Origin of the sequence: Flagellimonas profundi, assembly GCF_017313275.1 — a bacterium.
Lineage (GTDB): Bacteria > Bacteroidota > Bacteroidia > Flavobacteriales > Flavobacteriaceae > Flagellimonas > Flagellimonas profundi.
Genome location: NZ_JAFLNM010000002.1, coordinates 143,369 through 163,570, shown reverse-complemented (window position 1 = coordinate 163,570; position 20,202 = coordinate 143,369). Strand labels below are relative to the sequence as shown.

At 40.3% G+C, this 20,202-nt stretch carries 21 protein-coding genes; 13 read left to right on the top strand and 8 right to left on the bottom strand.

Going from position 1 to position 20,202, the window contains the following annotated elements; all coding sequences use genetic code 11:
- Positions 1 to 14 precede the first annotated feature (14 nt).
- The 6 genes from J0654_RS09680 to J0654_RS09655 form a co-directional block, all read right to left on the bottom strand.
- A complete protein-coding gene (locus tag J0654_RS09680) occupies positions 15 to 578 on the bottom strand; it encodes a hypothetical protein (RefSeq protein ID WP_207028363.1) in 564 nt (187 codons plus the stop codon).
- Between the two features lie 358 nt (positions 579 to 936).
- Entirely contained in the window at positions 937 to 2,490 is a 1,554-nt protein-coding gene (gene amaB / locus J0654_RS09675) for an L-piperidine-6-carboxylate dehydrogenase (RefSeq protein WP_207028361.1), read from the bottom strand.
- Between the two features lie 69 nt (positions 2,491 to 2,559).
- Complete coding sequence (locus J0654_RS09670) at positions 2,560 to 2,934, bottom strand: DUF1304 domain-containing protein (protein ID WP_207028359.1); 375 nt, start codon at positions 2,932 to 2,934, stop codon at positions 2,560 to 2,562.
- Positions 2,931 to 3,473: a 3-hydroxyanthranilate 3,4-dioxygenase gene (locus J0654_RS09665; RefSeq protein ID WP_207028357.1), complete on the bottom strand. Its 543-nt coding sequence runs from the start codon at positions 3,471 to 3,473 to the stop codon at positions 2,931 to 2,933. The genes J0654_RS09670 and J0654_RS09665 overlap by 4 nt, the downstream gene beginning before the upstream one ends.
- Before the next feature lie 107 nt (positions 3,474 to 3,580).
- A complete protein-coding gene (locus J0654_RS09660) occupies positions 3,581 to 4,093 on the bottom strand; it encodes a CAP domain-containing protein (protein WP_207028355.1) in 513 nt (170 codons plus the stop codon).
- Positions 4,094 to 4,283: 190 nt separating this feature from the next.
- Positions 4,284 to 4,814: a CvpA family protein gene (locus J0654_RS09655; protein ID WP_207028353.1), complete on the bottom strand. Its 531-nt coding sequence runs from the start codon at positions 4,812 to 4,814 to the stop codon at positions 4,284 to 4,286.
- 60 nt (positions 4,815 to 4,874) lie between these two features.
- Here J0654_RS09655 and J0654_RS09650 point away from each other — a divergent pair, with 60 nt between their 5' ends.
- The 10 genes from J0654_RS09650 to J0654_RS09605 all read left to right on the top strand — a co-directional run bounded on the left by J0654_RS09650 (position 4,875) and on the right by J0654_RS09605 (position 14,435).
- Complete coding sequence (locus tag J0654_RS09650; protein ID WP_207028351.1) at positions 4,875 to 5,231, top strand: hypothetical protein; 357 nt, start codon at positions 4,875 to 4,877, stop codon at positions 5,229 to 5,231.
- Positions 5,232 to 5,540, top strand: coding sequence for an antibiotic biosynthesis monooxygenase family protein (locus J0654_RS09645; protein WP_207028349.1), 309 nt, complete (start codon positions 5,232 to 5,234; stop codon positions 5,538 to 5,540).
- A 4-nt stretch (positions 5,541 to 5,544) separates the two neighbouring features.
- Positions 5,545 to 7,212 (top strand): glycerol-3-phosphate dehydrogenase/oxidase, encoded by a 1,668-nt coding sequence (locus J0654_RS09640; protein ID WP_207028347.1) that lies wholly within the window; start codon positions 5,545 to 5,547, stop codon positions 7,210 to 7,212.
- A gap of 300 nt (positions 7,213 to 7,512) precedes the next feature.
- Positions 7,513 to 7,716 (top strand): hypothetical protein, encoded by a 204-nt coding sequence (locus J0654_RS09635; RefSeq protein WP_207028345.1) that lies wholly within the window; start codon positions 7,513 to 7,515, stop codon positions 7,714 to 7,716.
- Positions 7,717 to 7,786: 70 nt separating this feature from the next.
- Complete coding sequence (locus J0654_RS09630; protein WP_207028343.1) at positions 7,787 to 8,524, top strand: GLPGLI family protein; 738 nt, start codon at positions 7,787 to 7,789, stop codon at positions 8,522 to 8,524.
- A 240-nt stretch (positions 8,525 to 8,764) separates the two neighbouring features.
- Positions 8,765 to 8,959: a hypothetical protein gene (locus tag J0654_RS09625; RefSeq protein ID WP_207028341.1), complete on the top strand. Its 195-nt coding sequence runs from the start codon at positions 8,765 to 8,767 to the stop codon at positions 8,957 to 8,959.
- A 54-nt stretch (positions 8,960 to 9,013) separates the two neighbouring features.
- A complete protein-coding gene (locus tag J0654_RS09620) occupies positions 9,014 to 9,733 on the top strand; it encodes a GLPGLI family protein (RefSeq protein ID WP_207028339.1) in 720 nt (239 codons plus the stop codon).
- A complete protein-coding gene (locus J0654_RS09615; protein WP_207028337.1) occupies positions 9,730 to 12,402 on the top strand; it encodes a carboxypeptidase-like regulatory domain-containing protein in 2,673 nt (890 codons plus the stop codon). The genes J0654_RS09620 and J0654_RS09615 overlap by 4 nt, the downstream gene beginning before the upstream one ends.
- A gap of 179 nt (positions 12,403 to 12,581) precedes the next feature.
- A complete protein-coding gene (locus tag J0654_RS09610) occupies positions 12,582 to 13,778 on the top strand; it encodes a hypothetical protein (RefSeq protein WP_207028335.1) in 1,197 nt (398 codons plus the stop codon).
- A gap of 6 nt (positions 13,779 to 13,784) precedes the next feature.
- Positions 13,785 to 14,435 carry a hypothetical protein gene (locus tag J0654_RS09605; protein WP_207028333.1) on the top strand — a complete coding sequence of 217 codons (651 nt, stop codon included), beginning with the start codon at positions 13,785 to 13,787 and terminating at the stop codon, positions 14,433 to 14,435.
- 64 nt (positions 14,436 to 14,499) lie between these two features.
- Here the strand turns inward: J0654_RS09605 and J0654_RS09600 are convergent, their stop codons facing one another.
- Positions 14,500 to 15,501 (bottom strand): NAD(P)H-dependent glycerol-3-phosphate dehydrogenase, encoded by a 1,002-nt coding sequence (locus J0654_RS09600; RefSeq protein ID WP_207028331.1) that lies wholly within the window; start codon positions 15,499 to 15,501, stop codon positions 14,500 to 14,502.
- Positions 15,502 to 15,625: 124 nt separating this feature from the next.
- Here J0654_RS09600 and J0654_RS09595 point away from each other — a divergent pair, with 124 nt between their 5' ends.
- Positions 15,626 to 16,546, top strand: a complete 921-nt coding sequence (locus tag J0654_RS09595; RefSeq protein ID WP_207028329.1) for a nicotinic acid mononucleotide adenyltransferase — start codon at positions 15,626 to 15,628, stop codon at positions 16,544 to 16,546.
- A 96-nt stretch (positions 16,547 to 16,642) separates the two neighbouring features.
- Here J0654_RS09595 and J0654_RS09590 read toward each other — a convergent pair whose 3' ends face one another.
- A complete protein-coding gene (locus J0654_RS09590) occupies positions 16,643 to 17,485 on the bottom strand; it encodes an AraC family transcriptional regulator (RefSeq protein ID WP_207028327.1) in 843 nt (280 codons plus the stop codon).
- Positions 17,486 to 17,624: 139 nt separating this feature from the next.
- Between J0654_RS09590 and J0654_RS09585 the strand changes: the two genes are divergently transcribed.
- The gene (locus J0654_RS09585) at positions 17,625 to 18,590 is read left to right on the top strand and encodes a phytanoyl-CoA dioxygenase family protein (RefSeq protein ID WP_207028325.1); all 966 of its coding nucleotides are present in this window, start codon (positions 17,625 to 17,627) and stop codon (positions 18,588 to 18,590) included.
- An 82-nt stretch (positions 18,591 to 18,672) separates the two neighbouring features.
- Complete coding sequence (locus J0654_RS09580) at positions 18,673 to 20,199, top strand: SulP family inorganic anion transporter (RefSeq protein ID WP_207028323.1); 1,527 nt, start codon at positions 18,673 to 18,675, stop codon at positions 20,197 to 20,199.
- The last annotated feature ends 3 nt before the right edge of the window (positions 20,200 to 20,202 follow it).

Here is a 20,202-nt window from a genome sequence, read left to right as displayed (position 1 = left end):
GCAAATCTTACTGCTTAATATTTACCGGCACGGTGTTTTTCCTGCCACTCGAACAACTGCTGCCAGTGTCCTTCGTAAGCCATTTTGGCTTGCATGGGCCAAGAAGCCGGGTCGTGGATGCGGTAACGTTTTCCACCGGAGTCGAGTACTTCTTGACATTTGTCTGCGGAGGTTTCGGATAAGGCTTTCCAGGTTTTGATGCCAAAATTGTGGAACAACTCTTCGATTTTTGGGCCAATACCTTCAACAAGTTTTAAATCGTTTTCTTTAATGCTTTTTCCAAACGCTGCTTTGGCCTCTGGGGCATTAAAGGAGAAAGACCTGCTTTTCGAAAGATTTATGTTTGAATGCGGTTTAAGCTCTTTTGCTTTTGTAGTGTAAGACTCAAGCCGTTTTTGGCAGATTTCCAAATCAGACTTCAGCTTGGCGTTTTGTACCTCAAGTTCATTCAGTTCTACGGATTTTTGCGGAATAGAGGGCGTATCGGACTTTCCAAAAAAGTAACCAAGGATTCCAGCAATGATTCCTGTGAAAGCCAAAATAATCCAATACCATATAGTTGAACTTTCCCAATCCATATTTAAATATTTGAACAGCAAAAACTGCACCTTTAAAATATTAAAAAAATCTTAAAACTCTAAATTAAAAGGACTTGAAGTGGTTCAATTTGACAATATGGATGATTTGTAGGAAAAATCAAAAACAGAAAATAGAATAAAAGATACCAACCACACACTTTTTTTGACCACCCGTAAGATACCATTTAATATCTCGGGAAAATATTTTGAAATTTAGGCCAAATATTAGGTAAAGAACCCTGTTTCTCCCGACAAAGTTCCGGCATTGGAATGGGGTTTTAAGTTAAGTTTGAGTTAGTTAAGTTGGTTTTAAAGACTGCCCATTTAGCGTTTAGTCTAAATGGGCGGCTTTTTCTTTTTAAAGGTCGAACTTGATGCCTTGTGCCAACGGAAGCTCTGTAGTATAATTAATGGTGTTGGTTTGTCTGCGCATGTAAATCTTCCAAGCATCAGAACCACTTTCTCTACCACCCCCGGTTTCTTTTTCACCACCAAAGGCACCACCTATCTCAGCTCCAGAAGTACCAATATTCACGTTGGCAATACCACAATCGGAACCTTCAACGGAAAGGAAACGCTCTGCTTCACGTAAGTTGTTGGTCATTATGGCAGAGGAAAGCCCTTGTTTTACACCATTCTGCATGTCCAGGGCATTTTGTAGGTCACCTTTGTACTTTAAAAGGTATAATACTGGACCAAATGTTTCATGCTGAACAATGTCAAAGTGGTTTTCGGCTTCGGCAATAGCGGGTTTTACATAGCATCCGCTTTCGTAGCCTTCACCTTCAAGCACACCGCCTTCAACTAAAACTTTTCCGCCTTCGGCCTCAACCTTCTCAAGTGCACTCAAGTAGTTCTTGACAGCATCTTTATCGATAAGCGGCCCAACATGGTTGTTTTCATCCAAAGGGTTTCCAATACGTATTTGCTTATAAGCGTCCACAATGGCATTTTTGACCTTATCGTATACATCCTCATGCACGATCAATCGACGTGTTGAGGTGCAACGCTGACCACAAGTGCCTACCGCACCAAAAACTGCACCGATCACCGTGTTTTTGATATTGGCATCCGGGGTAACTATTATTGCGTTGTTACCGCCAAGCTCCAAAAGGGATTTTCCCAATCTTGCTGCTACCGCTTGAGCCACTATTTTACCCATTCTAATAGATCCAGTGGCCGAAATTAACGGAACGCGATCATCCTTGGTCATGAATTCACCTACTTTATAGTCTCCCGTTATCAAACAAGAAATACCTTCCGGCACTCCATTTTCAGAAAATACCCTAGCTGCTATGTTTTGACAGGCCACCGAGGTCATCGGTGTCTTTTCAGAACCTTTCCAAATACAAGCATCGCCACAAACCCAGGCCAAGGCAGTGTTCCAAGACCAAACCGCCACTGGAAAGTTGAAGGCGGAAATGATACCCACAACACCAAGGGGATGATATTGCTCGTACATTCTATGGCCAGGTCGTTCGCTGTGCATGGTAAGCCCGTGCAATTGGCGTGATAAGCCAACTGCAAAGTCACAGATGTCAATCATTTCTTGTACTTCACCCAGGCCTTCTTGGTAGCTTTTCCCCATTTCATAGGATACCAATTTGCCCAATGGTTCTTTTAAACGGCGAAGTTCGTCGTTAAATTGGCGAACCACCTCACCGCGTTGGGGAGCAGGCATGGTTCTCCATTTTTTAAAACCTTTTTGAGCGGTACTAATTACTTTTTCGTAATCTTCCTTGGTTGTAGTTTTCACCTTTCCAATGAGTGCACCATCAACAGGTGAGTAGGATGCAATAACGTCTCCATTGGAAAACCAATCTTTTCCGGTAGAAGTACCATTATTTATTTCGTTTAAGCCAAGCTCTTTTAGAGCTTTTTCTATTCCAAAATCAACTGCAATTTTTGACATTTATAACTTTTTAGTAGTGTATTGTTATATTTTTACAATATTACGAATATTCTCCAAGAGGATAAAGGTTTATAGGAATTGATGGATCAATAGTAGAACAATTCCCAAGATTGCCGGTAGACCTTGCACTGCAAATATTTTTTTTGATGCGGTTGCAGCTCCATAGATGCCAGCAGTTGCCACGCATGCCAAAAAGAACAACCCTACATAAATTTGCCATGCTGCATCTTGAATGATCAGGGACCAAATGAGTCCGGCAGCCAAAAAGCCATTGTACAATCCTTGGTTGGCCGCCAATGTTTTTGTGGGTTCAAACAATTCTTCAGGGAATTTCCGGAATACTTTTTTGGCCTTGGTTGTCCAAGCAAACATTTCCAACCACAAAAAGTAGATGTGGAGCAAAGCTACGATTCCAATGACGGTTTTTGCTACAAGGAGTATCATTCTTCTTTGGCCACAAAACGTTCATCAACTGGCATCACCGTGCCACATTTATCGCAGGTACGCAATTCTTCGGAACCGTAAAAGTGCTTAAAATGACCCAAGAAATCTTTCTCAATATCATTAAGTTTAAAATAAACCTCGTACAATTTATGATTACAGTTGTCGCAAAACCAAAGTAGTCCATCTTCGGCATCAAGATCCATACGTTTTCGCTCCACCACTAGTCCAATGGAACCTTCTTGGCGGGCAGGGGAATGAGGCACTTTGGCAGGATGAAGGTACATATCGCCAGGCCCGAGCTTCATGGTCTTTTTTTGACCATCTTCCTGGATATGAACTTCAATATTCCCTTCGAGCTGATAAAAAAGTTCTTCGGTTTCATTGTAATGGTAGTCTTTTCGTGCGTTGGGTCCGGCCACGACCATAACAATGTAATCGCCGGATTCTTTGTAAAGATTTCTATTTCCAACAGGAGGTTTTAAGGTGTCCCGGTTTTCCTCAATCCATTTGTTAAGATTAAAAGGTGCCTGTATCGCCATGTTCAAAGATTTTACGAAAGGTAAAAAAAACCTTGCAGGCAACATAGCAATCAACAAAAAAGACCTGCCAGGTAGCAGGTCTTTTTAAAGTGTATAGTCTTGTTTTGTTATGGTACTTTGATGAATATCTGGGTAAAATAAGGTCTTCCATCTTTATCCAGCTGGATACTCAAGGTGGTGTGGGTAAAATCCCCTTCCATCGCCTCCCTGTGCGAATCACTTTCCACCCATGCTTCCAAGGTTTTCTCCGCAGAAATATAATATCTGGCTACATTTTCCGAAACACTTATGGCATTGGTCTCCTCTGCAACTTGGGATGCCCGTGAGTCAAAATTATCATGGCTAAGGATATTGTGCGCAATCATGTAATCCGTATGCGCTTCTGCATATTTGTATGCCGGGGCACTATTGGCCAAGGTACTTAATCCAAGGGAATTTCGGTGCTGATTTATCAAAAGAACCAAATCTTCTTCCATTTGAACGGGATCTATGGTTACTTTTTCATTTCCCAGATTGGCTTCGGTGTATAGTTGTTCAAGTTCTTCTGTAGAAGACTTACTGCAGCTACTGATTACCAATAAAAAGAGTATGACCAGCGTAGTGCCAGAAAATTTTTTCATTTTTTCGGGGTGTTTTTTCGGGAGTGTTCTAAGTTCCCTAGTGTTCTCAGTTGCTAAAATAATGGACACTTTTTCCATTCGGATAAAATCTCCATGTTAGGGTATATTATTACGTTGAAATACAGTATGCTGAGATGAACGACATTTTTTAGGAAATGCCCAATGCCACTTATCGGTAAAAATGCCCCGTTTATATAATTTCTTCAGAGCTCTCCATTGGGTCGGAAGGGTTATTTTTCTCCTCATCAAAAACAAAAGAGAAAACCAATGCACCAATTTCTTTGATAGGTTCGTAGAAAACAGATTCTTTTTTGGTTTCCTCGTTGATGAGTCCTAAGGGAGATGAAAGCTTTTCGAAGAAAATGAGGAACGCACCCAGGATTACGGCAACTTTTAGCACTCCAAAAATGCCCCCAGCAATTTTGTTCAAAAGCCCGAGCATGGCAAAATCGGCAATCTTGGTCAGGAATTTTCCGGCCAAGTTTACTACAATGATGATGGCAAAGAAGGTAATCAGAAATGCAGCAATTTTTAGGTGTTGATCGCTCCAATCAAACTGCTCGGCAAGGTAATCGCCGGTGATGTATGAAAAATGGATAGCACCATATATTCCCGCTATCAGGGCAATCAACGAAGCCAACTCAACAAAAAGGCCGTTTTTTAAGCCTTTAAAAAGGCCCCAGACCAAAAGAATACCGATGATAATATCCAAAAAGCTCATACAAGGGTTTTAACAAATATAGAATATTGATTTGTACCTTTGGTACACATAACATTTCACATGTCAAGAGACGATCAATTAAAGGAACGATGGAATTTTTTGGTGGAGAAACTCTCCGCACAATTTTCTGATGGTGACCCACTGGAATTGGACGGGATTGTCTATTTGGTAGGGGTTCAAGAACTGGGTAATTTTCATCGAAAGTTTAAAAAGGACGAGAAGGTCAACCTGATGCATATTGCCATTTGTAGGCTGTTGGAGCCTTATGGGTACTATGATTTTGATTTTTTTGATGACGACGGATGGCCACATTATACCATGAAGGAACAGTTGCCCCCGTTAAAGGCCGGTGAGCAATCCGTTTTAATGAAGGAAGCCCTGGTCAATTATTTCTTGGAAAAAGAATACATCACTTAAATGGAACTTGCCAAACCATACTACGCAGTGATTTTTTCTAGTCTAAGAACCGATGGGGATAAAGGTTATGCTCAAATGGCGGAAAAAATGGAAACTTTGGCCCGAAAACAACCTGGCTTTTTGGATATTGAGAGCGCTCGGGATGGAGTAGGTATAACGGTGAGCTACTGGGAAAGTTTGGAAGCCATTGCGGACTGGAAAGCCAATATGGATCATAAACAGGCCCAGAAAAATGGTATAAAAACATGGTACTCCTGGTATAAGGTCAGGATTTGTAAAGTGGAGCGCGAATACGAATTCAATAAATAGAAATATGGGCGAGAACATTGCTTTTTCCAACGTTGACAGAAAGAACAAACTGCAAAAAGCGGCCAAAACCACCTATGACCTCGTAGTAATCGGCGGGGGGATCACGGGAGCTGGTATAGCATTGGATGCTTCGTCTCGCGGAATGAAGGTGCTATTGCTCGAAAAAGGGGATTTTGCCTCGGGTACCAGTAGTAAATCCACCAAATTGATTCACGGTGGACTGCGTTACTTAAAGCAATTCGACTTTTGGTTGGTGAAAGAGGTAGGTTCCGAAAGGGCCATCGTACATAAACTCGCCCCACATTTGGTGCTTCCGGAAAAGATGCTGCTCCCATTGATCGAGGGTGGTTCCTACGGAAAATGGTTGACGTCCATAGGTTTGAAGGTCTACGATATTTTGGCCCAAGTTTCAGGGGATGATAAACGACAGATGTTGGAGAAAAAAGAGGCCATGAAGTTGGAGCCCCTTTTGCCCAAAAAGATTTTGAACGGAGCTGGCTATTATGCCGAATACCGAACCGACGATGCCCGATTGACCTTGGAAAATTTAAAAACCAGTCTTCAATTTGGCGCCGAGATATTCAATTATACCAAGGTCACCGATTTTATGTATGAGCATGAAAAAGTTGCGGGTGTAAAATTTACGGACGAGGTATTTGGAGATGAGTACAGCGTTTCATCAAAATATGTGATCAATGCCGCAGGCCCTTGGGTGGACGAACTCCGAAGTGTCAATCAATCCAAAAAAGGGAAGCGATTGCATTTGACCAAGGGGGTGCATTTGGTGTTCCCTAAAGAAAAACTCCCTGTGAAACAATCGGTTTATTTTGATATCCCCGACGGACGGATGATGTTTGCCATTCCACGCGGAAAGGTAACCTACATCGGCACTACAGATACCAATTACAATTCCGATAAGGACCATGTGACCACGGAACTTGCCGATGCCATCTATTTGATTTCGGCTGTAAACAACATGTTCCCGGACATTGAATTGGAGTTGGACGATATTATTTCCTCTTGGGCAGGATTGCGACCGTTGATTCACGAAGAGGGGAAATCAGCTTCTGAATTATCCAGAAAGGATGAAATTTTTACTTCCGATACGGGATTGGTGAGTATTGCAGGGGGGAAGCTCACAGGATACCGAAAAATGGCCGAGCGAGCCGTGAACCGTATCGCCAAAAAAATGGAGGAAGATCATGGTACAAAACTGGAACATTGCACCACGGACAAGATTCCACTTTGTGGGAACGAGTTTAAAAAGTTCAAGCACGTAAAAAAATACATTTCCAAACTAGAGGAACAACTCCAGGCTGATGGATTTGCCAAATACGATGCGTGGTATCTGGTGACAACGTATGGCAAACAAGCCGAAACCATCTTGGAACTATATGCCAAGATAAAAGGTAAAAAGCCCAAAGAGCGCATGATCAGGGCTGAAGCTCAATTCGCCATTGCCAACGAAATGGCGTTGAATCCATTGGATTTTTTTATTAGACGAACAGGTCGGCTTTATTTTGATATCGACAGCGTTCGAAAATACAAGGAACCTATCTTTGAGGAATTCCAAAATGCGTACAACTACTCCGACCAAGAAATGGAGGCCTTTTCCAAAGAACTGGATGCGCAATTAAAAGAACATTCCGATTTTTCGCTGGAGCGGGAGTAATCCAACTTCTCCGTTGGCTTCCCAAAGCTTTTTATGGGTTGTTTTAATGCGGACCTTGGAACACTACATCCATAATGGCCGTTTTGGACTTCATTGCGAATTCTCCATCAACAAAGTGGTGTCTTAACAAAACATTGCTCTATCCGTCAATTCAAAACCACTATCCGTCAATCCAAAAGGGGGCATCTGTGGATTTTGGGAATTTTGAAAGATAAATTCTACATAGCTTGACACCAATCTTACATTTTCGGCGCTGAAATGGGTAAGGGAAACATATTCTTAACCTATAAATTTCAGAAAATGAAAAGAGTGATTTTTTTAATGACTATTGTTTTTGCTATTGGTTTATCCTCTAGTAGTTTGAATGCCGCAACACTTAAGATTCCTACTGATTGTGAAGGGATGGCATTTGATTATGCTGACCATGTTTATGACCAAACAGGAGATGGATTTGCAGCAGGAAAAGCATTTACTGTGGCATTAGCTCTATGTGAAATGATGTAATTATGCCTTCAATAAACATATAACGGCAGTATGCTTGAAATTTTCAGGCATACTGCTTAAAAAATTCGTTATGAAAAAGTATAGTCTAATATATATTGTTGCTGTTCTATTTGGAGTGAATCAAATCTTCGCCCAAATTACTAGTGGAAAGATTCTTTATAATGTAAGTATGGAGGATTATTACAATAAAAATGTAAAAGAAAAAGAGGCTTCTCCACAGTTAGAAAAAATGCATAGAATGACCGCCGATGCGGCTAAGAATATTCAATTGGAGCTCATCTTCAATCAAGAGCAAAGCATTTTCCAACATCAAAAAGGACTCAGTATTTCCGATTTTAAAGAATTGGACGAGTTTGTAAAGTACCTTATAGCTAAAGGAGTCTATTTCACAAATTTAACCAAAGGCAAACAAATATTACAGACCTCTTATGAAGGGAGGAAGTATAATGTAAGGTCAGAAATAACAAAACAAGATTGGACATTGACCAAGGAAAAAAAAGAATTTGAAAAGTTTATTTGTAATAAAGCTGTTTTAGTAAAAGAAATCGCAGGAAAAAACCGTGAAATAATAGCTTGGTATGCTCCGGAAATCCCGGTTTCTTTTGGTCCAGTGGATTATGTGGGCAACCTGCCTGGCCTTATTTTGGAACTAAAATTGCCCATAGCCACCTACACTGCTGGCAAAATTGAACTAAACCCCAAAAAAGATATAAAAATAGATTGGCCAAAGGATATTGACACCATGACCGAGGAAGAATACAAAAAGGAAGGGGATAAGGTTAAAGCGCGGTTGGATGAAGGGTGGTAGAAGTTCAGAGAACTCATGAAAAAGCAAAAAACGATAGTATTTTAAAGCCTTTTCCTTTCAAAAAACTCAAAACTTGTCAATTCGTAAACTCAATGCCATCATCCATCAACCCAAAAGAAGCATCCGTGAATTTCTAGGGCATTGAAAGATAATTTTTACATAGCTTAACACCAATCTTACAATTTTTGGCGCTGAAATGGGTAAGAGAAACTATTTCTTAACCTATTAAATTTTTAGAAAATGAAAAGTTTATTTTTTGGAATTCTTTTTACGTTATCCCTTATATCGGGGGTTAATGCAAACATCACTACTGGAGTCGAAGACACTGTTATTAAGGAACAAAAGTCTTGTGTGAGTATTGCTGCAGGAATTGCGAACGGAGACTCAAAATTGTTCAAAGCGGCCTATGTGGGTTGTATAGAAGGAAGACTGTAACAAAAAATTTTCGGGGCCTTAAATTTTAGGGCTCCGAATTTTAATCACATAAAGATGAAAAGTGCAATTCAAGTATTCATAGGTCTTTTGTTTTTTACCGTTTTTGCCCAAAGTGGAGAAACATCGGATATTGTTGTGGAGTACACCATAAAGTCATTAAGGGATATAGAGGAAATAGAAAGTGAAGAGGCACAAAATATTGTCAAGGAAACCATCTTGTTAATGGATGATTTTCAATTTGAATTATTGGCTAATAAGGATGTAGCTCTGTTCAAGATGAAAGAGCAATTGGTAAGCGACGATATACCACAATACATATACAATATAGCAGTTGTATCATGTGATGGAGAGGAAGTGTGGTATATGGATAAGCGAAACAACACAAAGATTGTTGCAGAACAAGGCTCTGGTGAGCCCGTATGCTTAACCTATGATCAGGAAAACCAATGGGAAATAGAAGCCTACCAAAAGCAAATAGGTGATTTTAATTGTTACAAGGCCACAACGCTTCGTAAAGAAGGTAAAAGAACATTAGATGTAGAAGCATGGTTTACCACTGATATTCCATACAGTTTTGGACCTCTTGGGTTTAATGGTCTACCAGGTGTAATATTGGAATTAAGAATTTCATCAGTGGTTTACACCGCATCCAAAATAACACTCGATAAAAGGGAAAAAATAATTCAACCTAAATGTGTGTTTAAAGAGTCTTATGAGGGGTATTATAAGAGAATGGATGAGAGAATGAATGCTATAATAAACCAGGGTGATTGAAGCAGCTTACATTTCTGATTTTTTTATGTATTAACAGTGTGTTCGCACAAAATATCGTCCTGAGTGGAGTTATTTTGGATAATTCCAACACACCAATGGCCAATGCCAATATATTGGCATTCCCAAATAATGATGGCGAGAGCACCCAATTTGCTATTACCAACGATAAGGGGGAGTATGTTCTGCGCTTGGAAAAAGAAGTTTCCTACTCCATTGAGGTAAGCTATCTCGGCTACCAAAAACTTTCATTTGAGTATACTGCTTTGCAAGACGAAATCAAAGATCTGTCAATGGTGCCCAAAACCAACGACCTCGATGAGGTGGTCTTGGAATACAAAATTCCAATAGAAGTAAAAGAAGATACCATTACGTACCAAACAGATGCCTTTGTTACCGGTGAGGAACGCAAACTGCGTGAAGTACTTAAAAAACTGCCCGGCATAGAGGTGGACCGAGAAGGCAATGTGACTGCCCAGGGCAAAAAAGTGACCAAGGTCCTCGTGGAGGACAAGACCTTTTTTACGGGCAATAGCAAACTCGCCGTAAACAACATACCTGCCGACGCCGTGGATCAAGTACAAGTGTTGGATAACTACAATAAAATCGGATATCTCAAAGGACTACAGGATTCCGATGAGCTGGCACTCAATATCAAACTAAAGGAGGACAAAAAGAAATTCACGTTTGGCGATATGGAAGCAGGTGGAGGCATCAAAGACCGATATTTGGTGCATCCCAATCTGTTTTACTACAGCCCCAAGACCAACGTGAATTTTATTGGGGACCTGAACAATATTGGGGTCAAAAGTTTCTCCTTTTCCGATTATTTGGAGTTTAATGGAGGATTTGGCAAGCTCATGGACGATATCGGTGGTTACTTTTCGTTGAGTAGGGACGATTTCTCACAATTCTTGAACAATACGGATTTCAAGGCCAATACCAACCGTTTCGGGGCTTTCAACCTTAGGCAAACGGTCTCGCCCAAAACGGATATCAATAGTTATGTGATTGCCAATAGCAGCAGTACACAAACGGAAACTAACACCTTGAATAGCTACAACAACTCTGATGGATTGATTAATGAGGACAGAACCGAAGTCAATGATTTCGATAATTTCTTTTTGATGGGGAAGGCAACGGTGGAACACGAACCCAATAGAGAGGAGAATGTAACACTAAATTCATTTATCAAACTCACTGAAAATAAAGGACAAGGTAGTATTTTGACCCAAAGTGAGAATCAGAATACCTTTTTCAATACCCTTCAGGATGTTTCAGCCCTCGAATTCAAACAGAATGTGGAGTACAGCAAACGTTTTTCTCGGGCACAGACGCTTAGTTTAGAGGCTTCCGCAGCCCATCAGAAAAACAATCCGCACAATGCCTGGGAAACAGACCAAGTATTTCTGTTAGGTTTAATTCCTTTGGAAGAAGATAATTTCTATCAAGTTTTTCAACAAAAAGAGACCCGTTCCACATCATTTGATTTGTTGATGAAGGATTATTGGGTGCTCAATAACTTTAACCATATCTACACAACTTTCGGTACCAATGCAAAGTTTGATGCTTTTATTAGCGACGAAAGACAACGACTTTCCAATGGAACCCTAAATGAATTTTCGGAAAATGGCTTTGGAAACGATATTGATTATAGGTTCAATGATACTTTTTTAGGACTGGAATATAAATTCTTGGCAGGGATTTTTACCGTGAAATCAGGACTATTTTATCACAACTATATATGGGACAATGATCAAGAAGAGCTTTCGGTAAACAATAGCACCCAAGTTTTGTTGCCAACTTTTGATGCAGAGGCGGAATTCAACAGCAGCGAAAAAATACGATTTCGATACCGGCAACGCATGCAATTTCCGACCATTGATCAATTGGGAATCAATTTTATGTTGAGATCCTTTAATTCCGTAGGGTTGGGCGTACCCGATTTACAAAATGGAAGAAACCATTCCTATTCCCTGAGCTATTATAAATTTAGTTTGTTCCGAGGCTTAAACCTAAACCTGGGATTGACCTTTAATGAACGAACCCAAAGTGCAAAAAACGCCACAGTATTATTGGATGGTATCAATCAATTTGTGGCCTATACCATGTTCAACCATCCCGAAAACTCCCTAAACGCTAATTTTGGCTTTGGAAAACGTATAAACAAGGTAAAACTTAGCTTTGAAAGTAGGGGGAGCTATAACGAGTTTTTCCAATTGGTGAACAGCAATGTTTCCAAAAACCTGTCACGTTCCATTTCTGCCACTGGAAAAGTAGAGACGTTTTTCGATGAATGGCCCAATATTGAGCTGGGATATACACACAAACCTTCAGTTTATATCACATCTACGAATAAAAACACCTTTACCAATTCGAGCATTTTTGCAAATCTGGATTATGTGTTTTTCAATGATCTTCATTTGAAAGCGGATTATGAAAGAACCGAATACAACAACGAGGGCCAAAACTTGACCAATATTTTTGATGTGGCCAATGCCTCACTCTTCTATCAACAAGAAGATAGCTCTTGGGGTTTTGAAATCTCTGTAAATAATCTTTTTGATGTGAGGTTTAAAAGGCAGAATTCCTTTTCTGATTATTTGATCAGCGACCAATCCACCGCCATAATGCCAAGGATTGTGATGTTTAAGATTTCATATAAACTGTAATCTTCATAATTGCCAATCCGTCAACTCAAAACCATCATACATCAATACAAAAGAAACATCTATGAATTTAGAAGATTTTGAAAGATAATTTTCACATAGATTGAAGTCAATCTTACCATTTTCAGCGCTGAAATGGGTAAGGGAAACAAATTCTTAATTCTATTTATAAAACCTATTTTATGCAATTCTCTAAAATTAAATTCTCAATCGATTGCAATGCCTTTTTTCCAATCGGAACATTTGTTTTGGCTTTACTGATAGTCTCCTGTGAAAATGAAGAAGAACAAAATATGCCTTTAGAACAAAATCAATCCATTTCCTTACTTTTTGAAAAGGAAGCTATCGAGAAGGCAGAATTAAAAGAGAAATTATCCTACAAAGATTATCATCTTACAAAATTAATGGAAGAAGCACTTCGGATAATACCTGATTTTGATGAAAAGTCAGTTAAGAAGTCAAATAAAATTGAGGGTCTGGGTACTTTTTATTTTGATGATTTACTTAGCAAAGATCTGGTAGCGAAAGGACTAAGGGCAACAAATGATAGTATTCAGTTTTCCCTAAAAGCTTTTACTGATTTGGAGGGGGAGTCTTGGTATCCATACGTACAGAAAATTAAAGAGGGAAGAGGAACCGAATCTTTGTACCTGATTAATAGCTATGACCCAGAGATAGAGAAAGAAATTGTAAAAGGATACAAATTGAACGACACTGGGCAGTTGGAACTTAAGTATAGAGATTTGTCCGAAGAAGACATTTTTGGTCCTGATCCCATTCCGGAAGCATTGGGAAATGATGTTTATGTAATAGGCATTAGCCCAGAGGAACAAAAGTATATTTTACCAGAGGATGATAATTCCGGGTCGTATGGAGGTGGTGGTGGAAGCACTAGTAGTAGTTGGGTAAAACTGGAATATGTTAAAATAAAAGATAAAAAAGAATCATGGCTCGAAAAAGCTGATGTTAAATTTGAAGTTGTCGCCGTGACCGCCAACTCATTACACCCTGGGGAATATAGCACTCATTGCGGATTTAATGCTGGGTTAGGATGCTATTGGAACGGGAGTTTTTTGGTCCACTGTAATAATAGTGAAGTTGGCGATAAAAGACTTATAAATAGGGATATGGGCATTCTTCAAACAGGTGCATTTGCAAAAATAGCCGTTTATGTAATTTTTGAATATGATTCTTGGCCTGCACCAACACATGTTTATGAAAGAACATTGAATGGAGAAACTTTAAAGGTTGGTTATAGATCTTACCAGTCACCATACGATGAATTAACTGCAAATTTTCACGATCAAAACCCTTATAATCTAATCAATGGAAGAAATTTATCACGTAACAATACTGATATTGAATATAACTTAAAATAAGCTTTTATGAAGTTTGCAAAATTATTGATACTATCAGTGGCCCCTTTCTTTATAACTGCACAAGAAATTACAGACAATGATAAAAATATTTTACAATTTATTATAGGAACAGAATATAGAATTACGCCTATTTATAATTCCAGTATAAGTTCACTATCTGAAAACTCAACTTTCACAAATATGGATGCCCAAAATTCTGGAATTGCCTTGAATCTAGGTTTGGAATATGGGATTACCAGAAATTTGTCTGTTGGGTTTTCCAATAGTTTCAGGTACGATATGGTAATAGCACCTAGGCCAGAAGGTAATAATGGGATTAATGTTGGGACGGCAGATTACAAAATTATTGTTGATTACCATCTATACCTTGCTTATTATTTTAAAGTCTTTCCCAAAGGAGATATTTTTGTTAGTGCTGGAATGTCACTCTTAAACACCAATACAGATTTCTCTGTCAAAAAAATTGATGAATATGGTGAAGGGTTTTATATTTCTGATTTTAGCTTCTTTGCCAATAGAATCTCTATAGGGTTTCAATCATCGAAAAGTAGAATTTATTTAGGCATGAACTTGTCAAGAACAACTGACTATTTTGAGGAAACAACATCTTTTATAATACCCCACATTGGTTTTAGCTATAACCTCGCGAGGTTATAGCTAAAACTTTTATAAAGTTTAAGTGTTATATTGGAAAGTAGTTATCGTTAAACGGGAATAAAAATCAATCCAACTTCTCCGTCAGCTTTTCAAATACCTTTTTCGGGTTTTTGTTCTTGTAAAGTATCTGGTACACTGCGTTGATAATGGGCGTTTTGGACTTCTTTTGCAGTTTGTCCATCAGGTCATGGGCGCTTTTGGTGGCATAATAGCCTTCGGCAACCATATTCATCTCCATCATGGCACTTTTAACCGTGTAGCCCTTGCCGATCATGTTCCCGAACATACGGTTTCTACTAAAAACGGAATAGCCCGTTACCAACAGGTCACCCAAATAAGCAGAAGCATTGATGTTGCGTTTCATTTTATACACGCGATCAATAAAACGCTTCATTTCCCGAATGGCGTTGCTCATCAGCACACTTTGGAAGTTGTCGCCATAACCAAGTCCGTGGGCAATGCCCGCAGCAATGGCATAGATATTCTTCAACATGGCCGCGTATTCAGTCCCGATAATGTCATCCGATATTTTGGTGCGGATGTAGTCGCTCTTTAAATGTTTGGCCACCATTTTGGCCTTGTCGGCATCGGCACAGGCAATGGTGAGGTACGATAAACGTTCCAATGCTACCTCTTCGGCATGGCAGGGTCCAGTGATCACACCAATATTCTCAAAAGGGATTTCGTATTTCTCATTAAAATGTTCCCCCACGATCCGTCCACTTTCGGGAACAATTCCCTTAATGGCCGAAAAAATGATTTTATCCTTCAAGGAAACCGTCAAATTCTGCAGTTCCCGATCCAAAAAAGCAGAAGGGATGGCAAAAATGAGCACGTCGGACGCTTCGGCAACTTCATTAATATCGTGGCTCATCACCAATTGATCCACATCAAACTCCACCGAACTCAAATAGTTGGGATTGTGCCACTCCTTTTTAATATGGCGAATGGCAGAATCGCTGCGCATGTACCAATTGACCTGATCTAAGTTTTCGGTCAACATTTTTACAATGGCCGTTCCCCAACTTCCTCCTCCAAAAACTCCAAACGTAGGTTTGTCTTTCATGCATCCAAATTAGTCCGTAAAGCTAAAAAATAAATTCATCAGCCTGTTATAAGCTGATTTCTAAAGGATTAAAAAATTTGGCACAGTGCTTGGTTTAGGTAAAGAGAACTTTAAAACCTCGATTATGAAAAATAGAAAACTACTTTTAGGAATTTTGTTCATAGGTCTTTTGGCCAGTTCTTGCTATACCGAGGTTATTGTGGATGATGATTTGATCATAGAACCACCGATCAATACCGCCTTGGTTTTGGAATCGTACGACCTTTGGTATGTGGATATCAACGAGACACGTGGAAACGGTGAAGTTCCTTTTTTACAGCGTGCCTTTACCATTTCGTTTGATAGGGGAATCGTGTATGCCAACAACAACCTTTCCGGTCTGGGCAAAACAGGCAACGGATTGGGTATAGATGTAGGTGCTTACGCTACTTATAGTGGTCAAGTGGAAATAGATCACGATGCGGACGGACTATGGTTGCTGGAAGTGTTCGCTTTGGACAACAATACGCTGGAACTGTACGATTCCCGTTCGGATACGTCCTATATTTTGGAAGGATACCAAAGGAACAGCTTTGACTACGATATGGTGTTTTATGACAACATCCATTATTTTTTGCAGGAATACCAGGTTTGGGAGAAAACCTATACCAGTGAAGTGGGTGCACTAAACGAATTTGATGAAGAAAACTACTTGCAGTTTTTTGACGATATCGGCGGATATTTCAGGTCTTCGGTAGATGTACAAGGCATTCCACTTACCAATATACAATGGGATTATGAAGGTGATTATGAAGTGTACGATGTGGTCAACGATGCAACCCTGAAAACTTTAACGCTGGATTATGATTATTTGGGCAATGATTATTTTGAATTGTACGTTATCAATGATAGTACCATAGAGTTGTACCATGTATCCAGTGGAACGGTTTATGAATTTACAGGTAGGGGATACATACAATATTTGAAATCAGGTGACGGAACAGGTAAAAAACGTTCAAAGACCAACAACCCTGTAATGGACGTTACCCGTCAACGAAATATGTAAGGAAGAACAATTTTGTTCGACCATACAAACAGTTTTTTTGGTTGGTTATTTAGTTAAGAATCGCCCTGGGCAACAAAGCTCGGGGCGGTTCTTTTTTTAACGGTTTCTGTTTTTATAATCTGAAGGATTTTCGCCACTGATTTTTTTAAAGGTCCGATTAAAATAGGACAAGCTCTCAAAACCGCATTCGTAACATGTTTCGCCAATGTTCCTGCCTGTCAGCAATAAACGTTTGGCCTGCGTAATGCGGTACTGGTTCAAGAAATTGGTGAATGTACTCCCCGTATTCTTTTTAAAGTACCTGCAAAATGCCTCCTTTCCCAGATTTATGGATGCCGCAATATCCTCCAAGGCTATTTTTCTGGAATAGTGTTCATCTATATAGGAATACACTTTTTGTAAACGTTCTTGCTGCTTGTTGGCCTTGTCGTTAATAATCGGGCTTTGGTGCAAAAGCGTGTAATCATCGCTATTGGCCAAAAGTTTGAGCAACTGTAAAATTTTAAGAAATTGTTCAAACCTGCCCATACCTTGTAATTGTTTCATAATAGCCCCCACGTTTTCCTTCGTTTCGCCGTAAAACGCTATACCGTGCTGTGATTTGTCCAACAGATCGTACACATCTTCCAGTTCATCGATTTCGGTAAATACTTTCTCTTTAAAAGATGCACTAATGTGCAAGACCTCTTTATGGTATTCGGTTTTGATGCCATGGTCAAAATTCAAATGGGGAATATTGGAACCGATCAAAACGAGGTCACTGCCCTTAAAATTGGAGATATGCCTCCCAACATGGCGCTTACCATTGGGAGCTTCAATATAGACCAGTTCAAACTCGGGATGAAAATGCCAAAAAAAGAGATCGTTCAACTTGGGGTTGTGCAATAAATGGAAAGAACTTTTGTCGTTGGGCTGTATGTTTTCAAGTTGAATTTTCATTGTATTGCTCAAATATTTATAAAAATAATCATTAAAAATCAAAATAGTTCAAATATTGGTCAATAGTAGGGTGGAAACCACTGAGCAGCTCCCATAGTTTTGGGGTATAGAATCATGCAACTAAAAAAACAGAAATAGAATGCAACAAAAAATGGAAATGGCCAACAAGGCCCACGAAGCGATACCTGGTAACCCATCCACGGCCACTAGCAGTAAAACAAAACTCAACGATAGGTCCAATGGCAAGCCACTGCGCGTACTGTCCGAAGAAGATTGGGCATTCTGGATAGAGAACGGATATATCGTAATCAAAAATGCCGTTCCAAAGGAGCAAGCCAAGGCAACCGCCGATTTTTTATGGGAGTTTGATGAAAAAGACCCGAATGACCCGGAAACCTGGTATGCTCCTCCCCGTGCCGAAATGAAAATGAAAGAACTCACGGGTACTGGAATGGTAGAAGTATATAACAATCAACATTTATGGAACAACAGACAAACGCAAAAAGTATACGAAGCATTTGTGGACATTTGGGGAACGGAAAAGTTATGGGTAACGATAGATCGCGCCAACTTGAACATGCCGCAACGTCCGGGAGAGAACAAAAAAGGGTTCATTCATTGGGATTACGATCCCGAGACCAAACCTCAAAATGTTCAGGGTGTACTGGCCCTTGCCGATCAGACCGATGAAAATATGGGCGGGTTTCAATGTATACCTTGGTTGTACCGAAACTACGATACGTGGAAACTGACACAGCCCGAAGACCGAGATCATTTTCAGCCCGATATTACAGGCTTGGAAGACAAAATCGTGAAAGTGAAACTGGAAGCAGGGGACCTTTTGATTTTTAACAGTACCCAACCCCACGGAATCCGACCCAATAAATCCGGGGACAAGGTTCGGATCGCACAGTACATTTCCATGATGCCTGCAGAGGAGGACAATGAGCAAATGCGTGAATGGAGAATTAATTCTTGGAAAAATAGAATCGCTCCAGAAGGCTATGCGTTTCCAGGAGACCCACGAAAATGGGAGCAGACCAAATACGAAACCGCCAAATTAAGTCCACTTGGAGAAAAGTTATTGGGGCTGACTAACTGGTAGATTATCAAATCCTTAAAAATTTCCGTGCGATTAGGGTCTTGCATTTAATAATGCTACTTTTGCGCGCTTCAAGAAAGAAGCCATGAAAAAGTATCTCAATCTTTTTGATTTTTCGCAAAAAGTAAACTATCGCACAGAAATTTTATCGGGCTTAACCGTTGCACTTGCCTTGGTGCCCGAAGCCATTGCCTTTGCCTTTATTGCGGGCCTATCTCCCCTAACTGGCTTGTACGCCGCCTTTGTTATGGGATTGGTCACTTCCATTTTGGGAGGTAGACCTGGAATGATTTCTGGGGCTACGGGAGCCGTTGCGGTTGTGATCGTTACTTTGGCACAGCAATATGGAGTGGAATATGTTTTTGCCACTGTGGTCCTAGCTGGAATTTTACAATTGTTGGCCGGGGTTCTTCGACTAGGTAAATTGATGCGCTTGGTACCCCATCCTGTAATATTTGGATTTGTGAACGGTTTGGCCGTAATCATATTCATGTCACAGATGAGCCAGTTCAAAACCGTGGATGGCGAATGGCTGAGCGGAAGCACTTTGTATATTTTCTTGGGACTGGTACTGTTGACCATGGTGGTTATTTGGGGACTTCCCAAGCTCACCAAAGCGATTCCCGCCTCCTTGGCCGCTATTCTTTTGGTGTTCGGAATTGTGTTTTTCTTTGGATTGGATACGCGAACCATTGGGGATATCGCCTCCATTCAAGGAACATTTCCTCCTTTTCATATTCCCGATCTTCCTTTTACTTGGGAAACCTTACAGATTATTTTCCCTTTTGCCGCAATCATGGCAGGAGTTGGTTTGATTGAAAGTTTGTTGACCCTGAACATAGTGGATGAGATTACCGAAACCCGTGGTCGTGGAAATAAAGAAGCTGTTGCTCAAGGCACGGCGAACATTCTCTCTGGATTTTTCTCCGGGATGGGTGGTTGTGCCATGATCGGGCAGAGTTTGATCAATACCTCTAATGGTGCACGTGCACGTCTTTCAGGGATTGTAGCTGCTCTCATGTTGTTGGTCTTCATCATGTTCGGTTCCAACTTGATTGAAAAAGTACCCATGGCGGCACTTACCGGGCTGATGATCATGGTAGCGTTGGGAACCTTTGAGTGGGCAAGCTTGAAAACCTTCCGTAGGATGCCAAAATCGGATGTTCTGGTGATGGTATTGGTTACCTTGGTGACCGTATTCCTTCATAATTTGGCCTTGGCTGTTTTGGTAGGGGTGATTATCTCCGCTTTGGTGTTTGCTTGGGACAATGCAAAACGTATCCGGGCCAGAAAGAGCATTGATGACGAAGGCGTAAAACATTACGAGATCTATGGTCCGTTATTCTTTGGGAGCACCACACTATTTGCCGAAAAGTTTGATGTGTTGAACGACCCCAAAGAAGTGGTAATTGACTTTGCAGAAAGTAGATTGGTGGATATGTCCGCTATTGAGGCCGTGAACAAGATTACCGAGCGCTACCGAAAAGTGGGCAAAAAAGTACACCTGAAGCACTTGAGTCGTGACTGTAGAAGATTGTTGGCCAATGCCGACGATATTATAGAAGTGAACGTATTGGAAGACCCAACCTATAAAGTTGTGGTGGATAACTAGATT

Bases quoted from the DNA above. Each gene is read 5' to 3' on its own strand.
- J0654_RS09680 (WP_207028363.1), bottom strand. From the start codon at position 578: ATGGATTGGGAAAGTTCAACTATATGGTATTGGATTATTTTGGCTTTC.
- amaB (WP_207028361.1), bottom strand. From the start codon at position 2,490: ATGTCAAAAATTGCAGTTGATTTTGGAATAGAAAAAGCTCTAAAAGAG.
- J0654_RS09670 (WP_207028359.1), bottom strand. From the start codon at position 2,934: ATGATACTCCTTGTAGCAAAAACCGTCATTGGAATCGTAGCTTTGCTC.
- J0654_RS09665 (WP_207028357.1), bottom strand. From the start codon at position 3,473: ATGGCGATACAGGCACCTTTTAATCTTAACAAATGGATTGAGGAAAAC.
- J0654_RS09660 (WP_207028355.1), bottom strand. From the start codon at position 4,093: ATGAAAAAATTTTCTGGCACTACGCTGGTCATACTCTTTTTATTGGTA.
- J0654_RS09655 (WP_207028353.1), bottom strand. From the start codon at position 4,814: ATGAGCTTTTTGGATATTATCATCGGTATTCTTTTGGTCTGGGGCCTT.
- J0654_RS09650 (WP_207028351.1), top strand. From the start codon at position 4,875: ATGTCAAGAGACGATCAATTAAAGGAACGATGGAATTTTTTGGTGGAG.
- J0654_RS09645 (WP_207028349.1), top strand. From the start codon at position 5,232: ATGGAACTTGCCAAACCATACTACGCAGTGATTTTTTCTAGTCTAAGA.
- J0654_RS09640 (WP_207028347.1), top strand. From the start codon at position 5,545: ATGGGCGAGAACATTGCTTTTTCCAACGTTGACAGAAAGAACAAACTG.
- J0654_RS09635 (WP_207028345.1), top strand. From the start codon at position 7,513: ATGAAAAGAGTGATTTTTTTAATGACTATTGTTTTTGCTATTGGTTTA.
- J0654_RS09630 (WP_207028343.1), top strand. From the start codon at position 7,787: ATGAAAAAGTATAGTCTAATATATATTGTTGCTGTTCTATTTGGAGTG.
- J0654_RS09625 (WP_207028341.1), top strand. From the start codon at position 8,765: ATGAAAAGTTTATTTTTTGGAATTCTTTTTACGTTATCCCTTATATCG.
- J0654_RS09620 (WP_207028339.1), top strand. From the start codon at position 9,014: ATGAAAAGTGCAATTCAAGTATTCATAGGTCTTTTGTTTTTTACCGTT.
- J0654_RS09610 (WP_207028335.1), top strand. From the start codon at position 12,582: ATGCAATTCTCTAAAATTAAATTCTCAATCGATTGCAATGCCTTTTTT.
- J0654_RS09605 (WP_207028333.1), top strand. From the start codon at position 13,785: ATGAAGTTTGCAAAATTATTGATACTATCAGTGGCCCCTTTCTTTATA.
- J0654_RS09600 (WP_207028331.1), bottom strand. From the start codon at position 15,501: ATGAAAGACAAACCTACGTTTGGAGTTTTTGGAGGAGGAAGTTGGGGA.
- J0654_RS09595 (WP_207028329.1), top strand. From the start codon at position 15,626: ATGAAAAATAGAAAACTACTTTTAGGAATTTTGTTCATAGGTCTTTTG.
- J0654_RS09590 (WP_207028327.1), bottom strand. From the start codon at position 17,485: ATGAAAATTCAACTTGAAAACATACAGCCCAACGACAAAAGTTCTTTC.
- J0654_RS09585 (WP_207028325.1), top strand. From the start codon at position 17,625: ATGCAACAAAAAATGGAAATGGCCAACAAGGCCCACGAAGCGATACCT.
- J0654_RS09580 (WP_207028323.1), top strand. From the start codon at position 18,673: ATGAAAAAGTATCTCAATCTTTTTGATTTTTCGCAAAAAGTAAACTAT.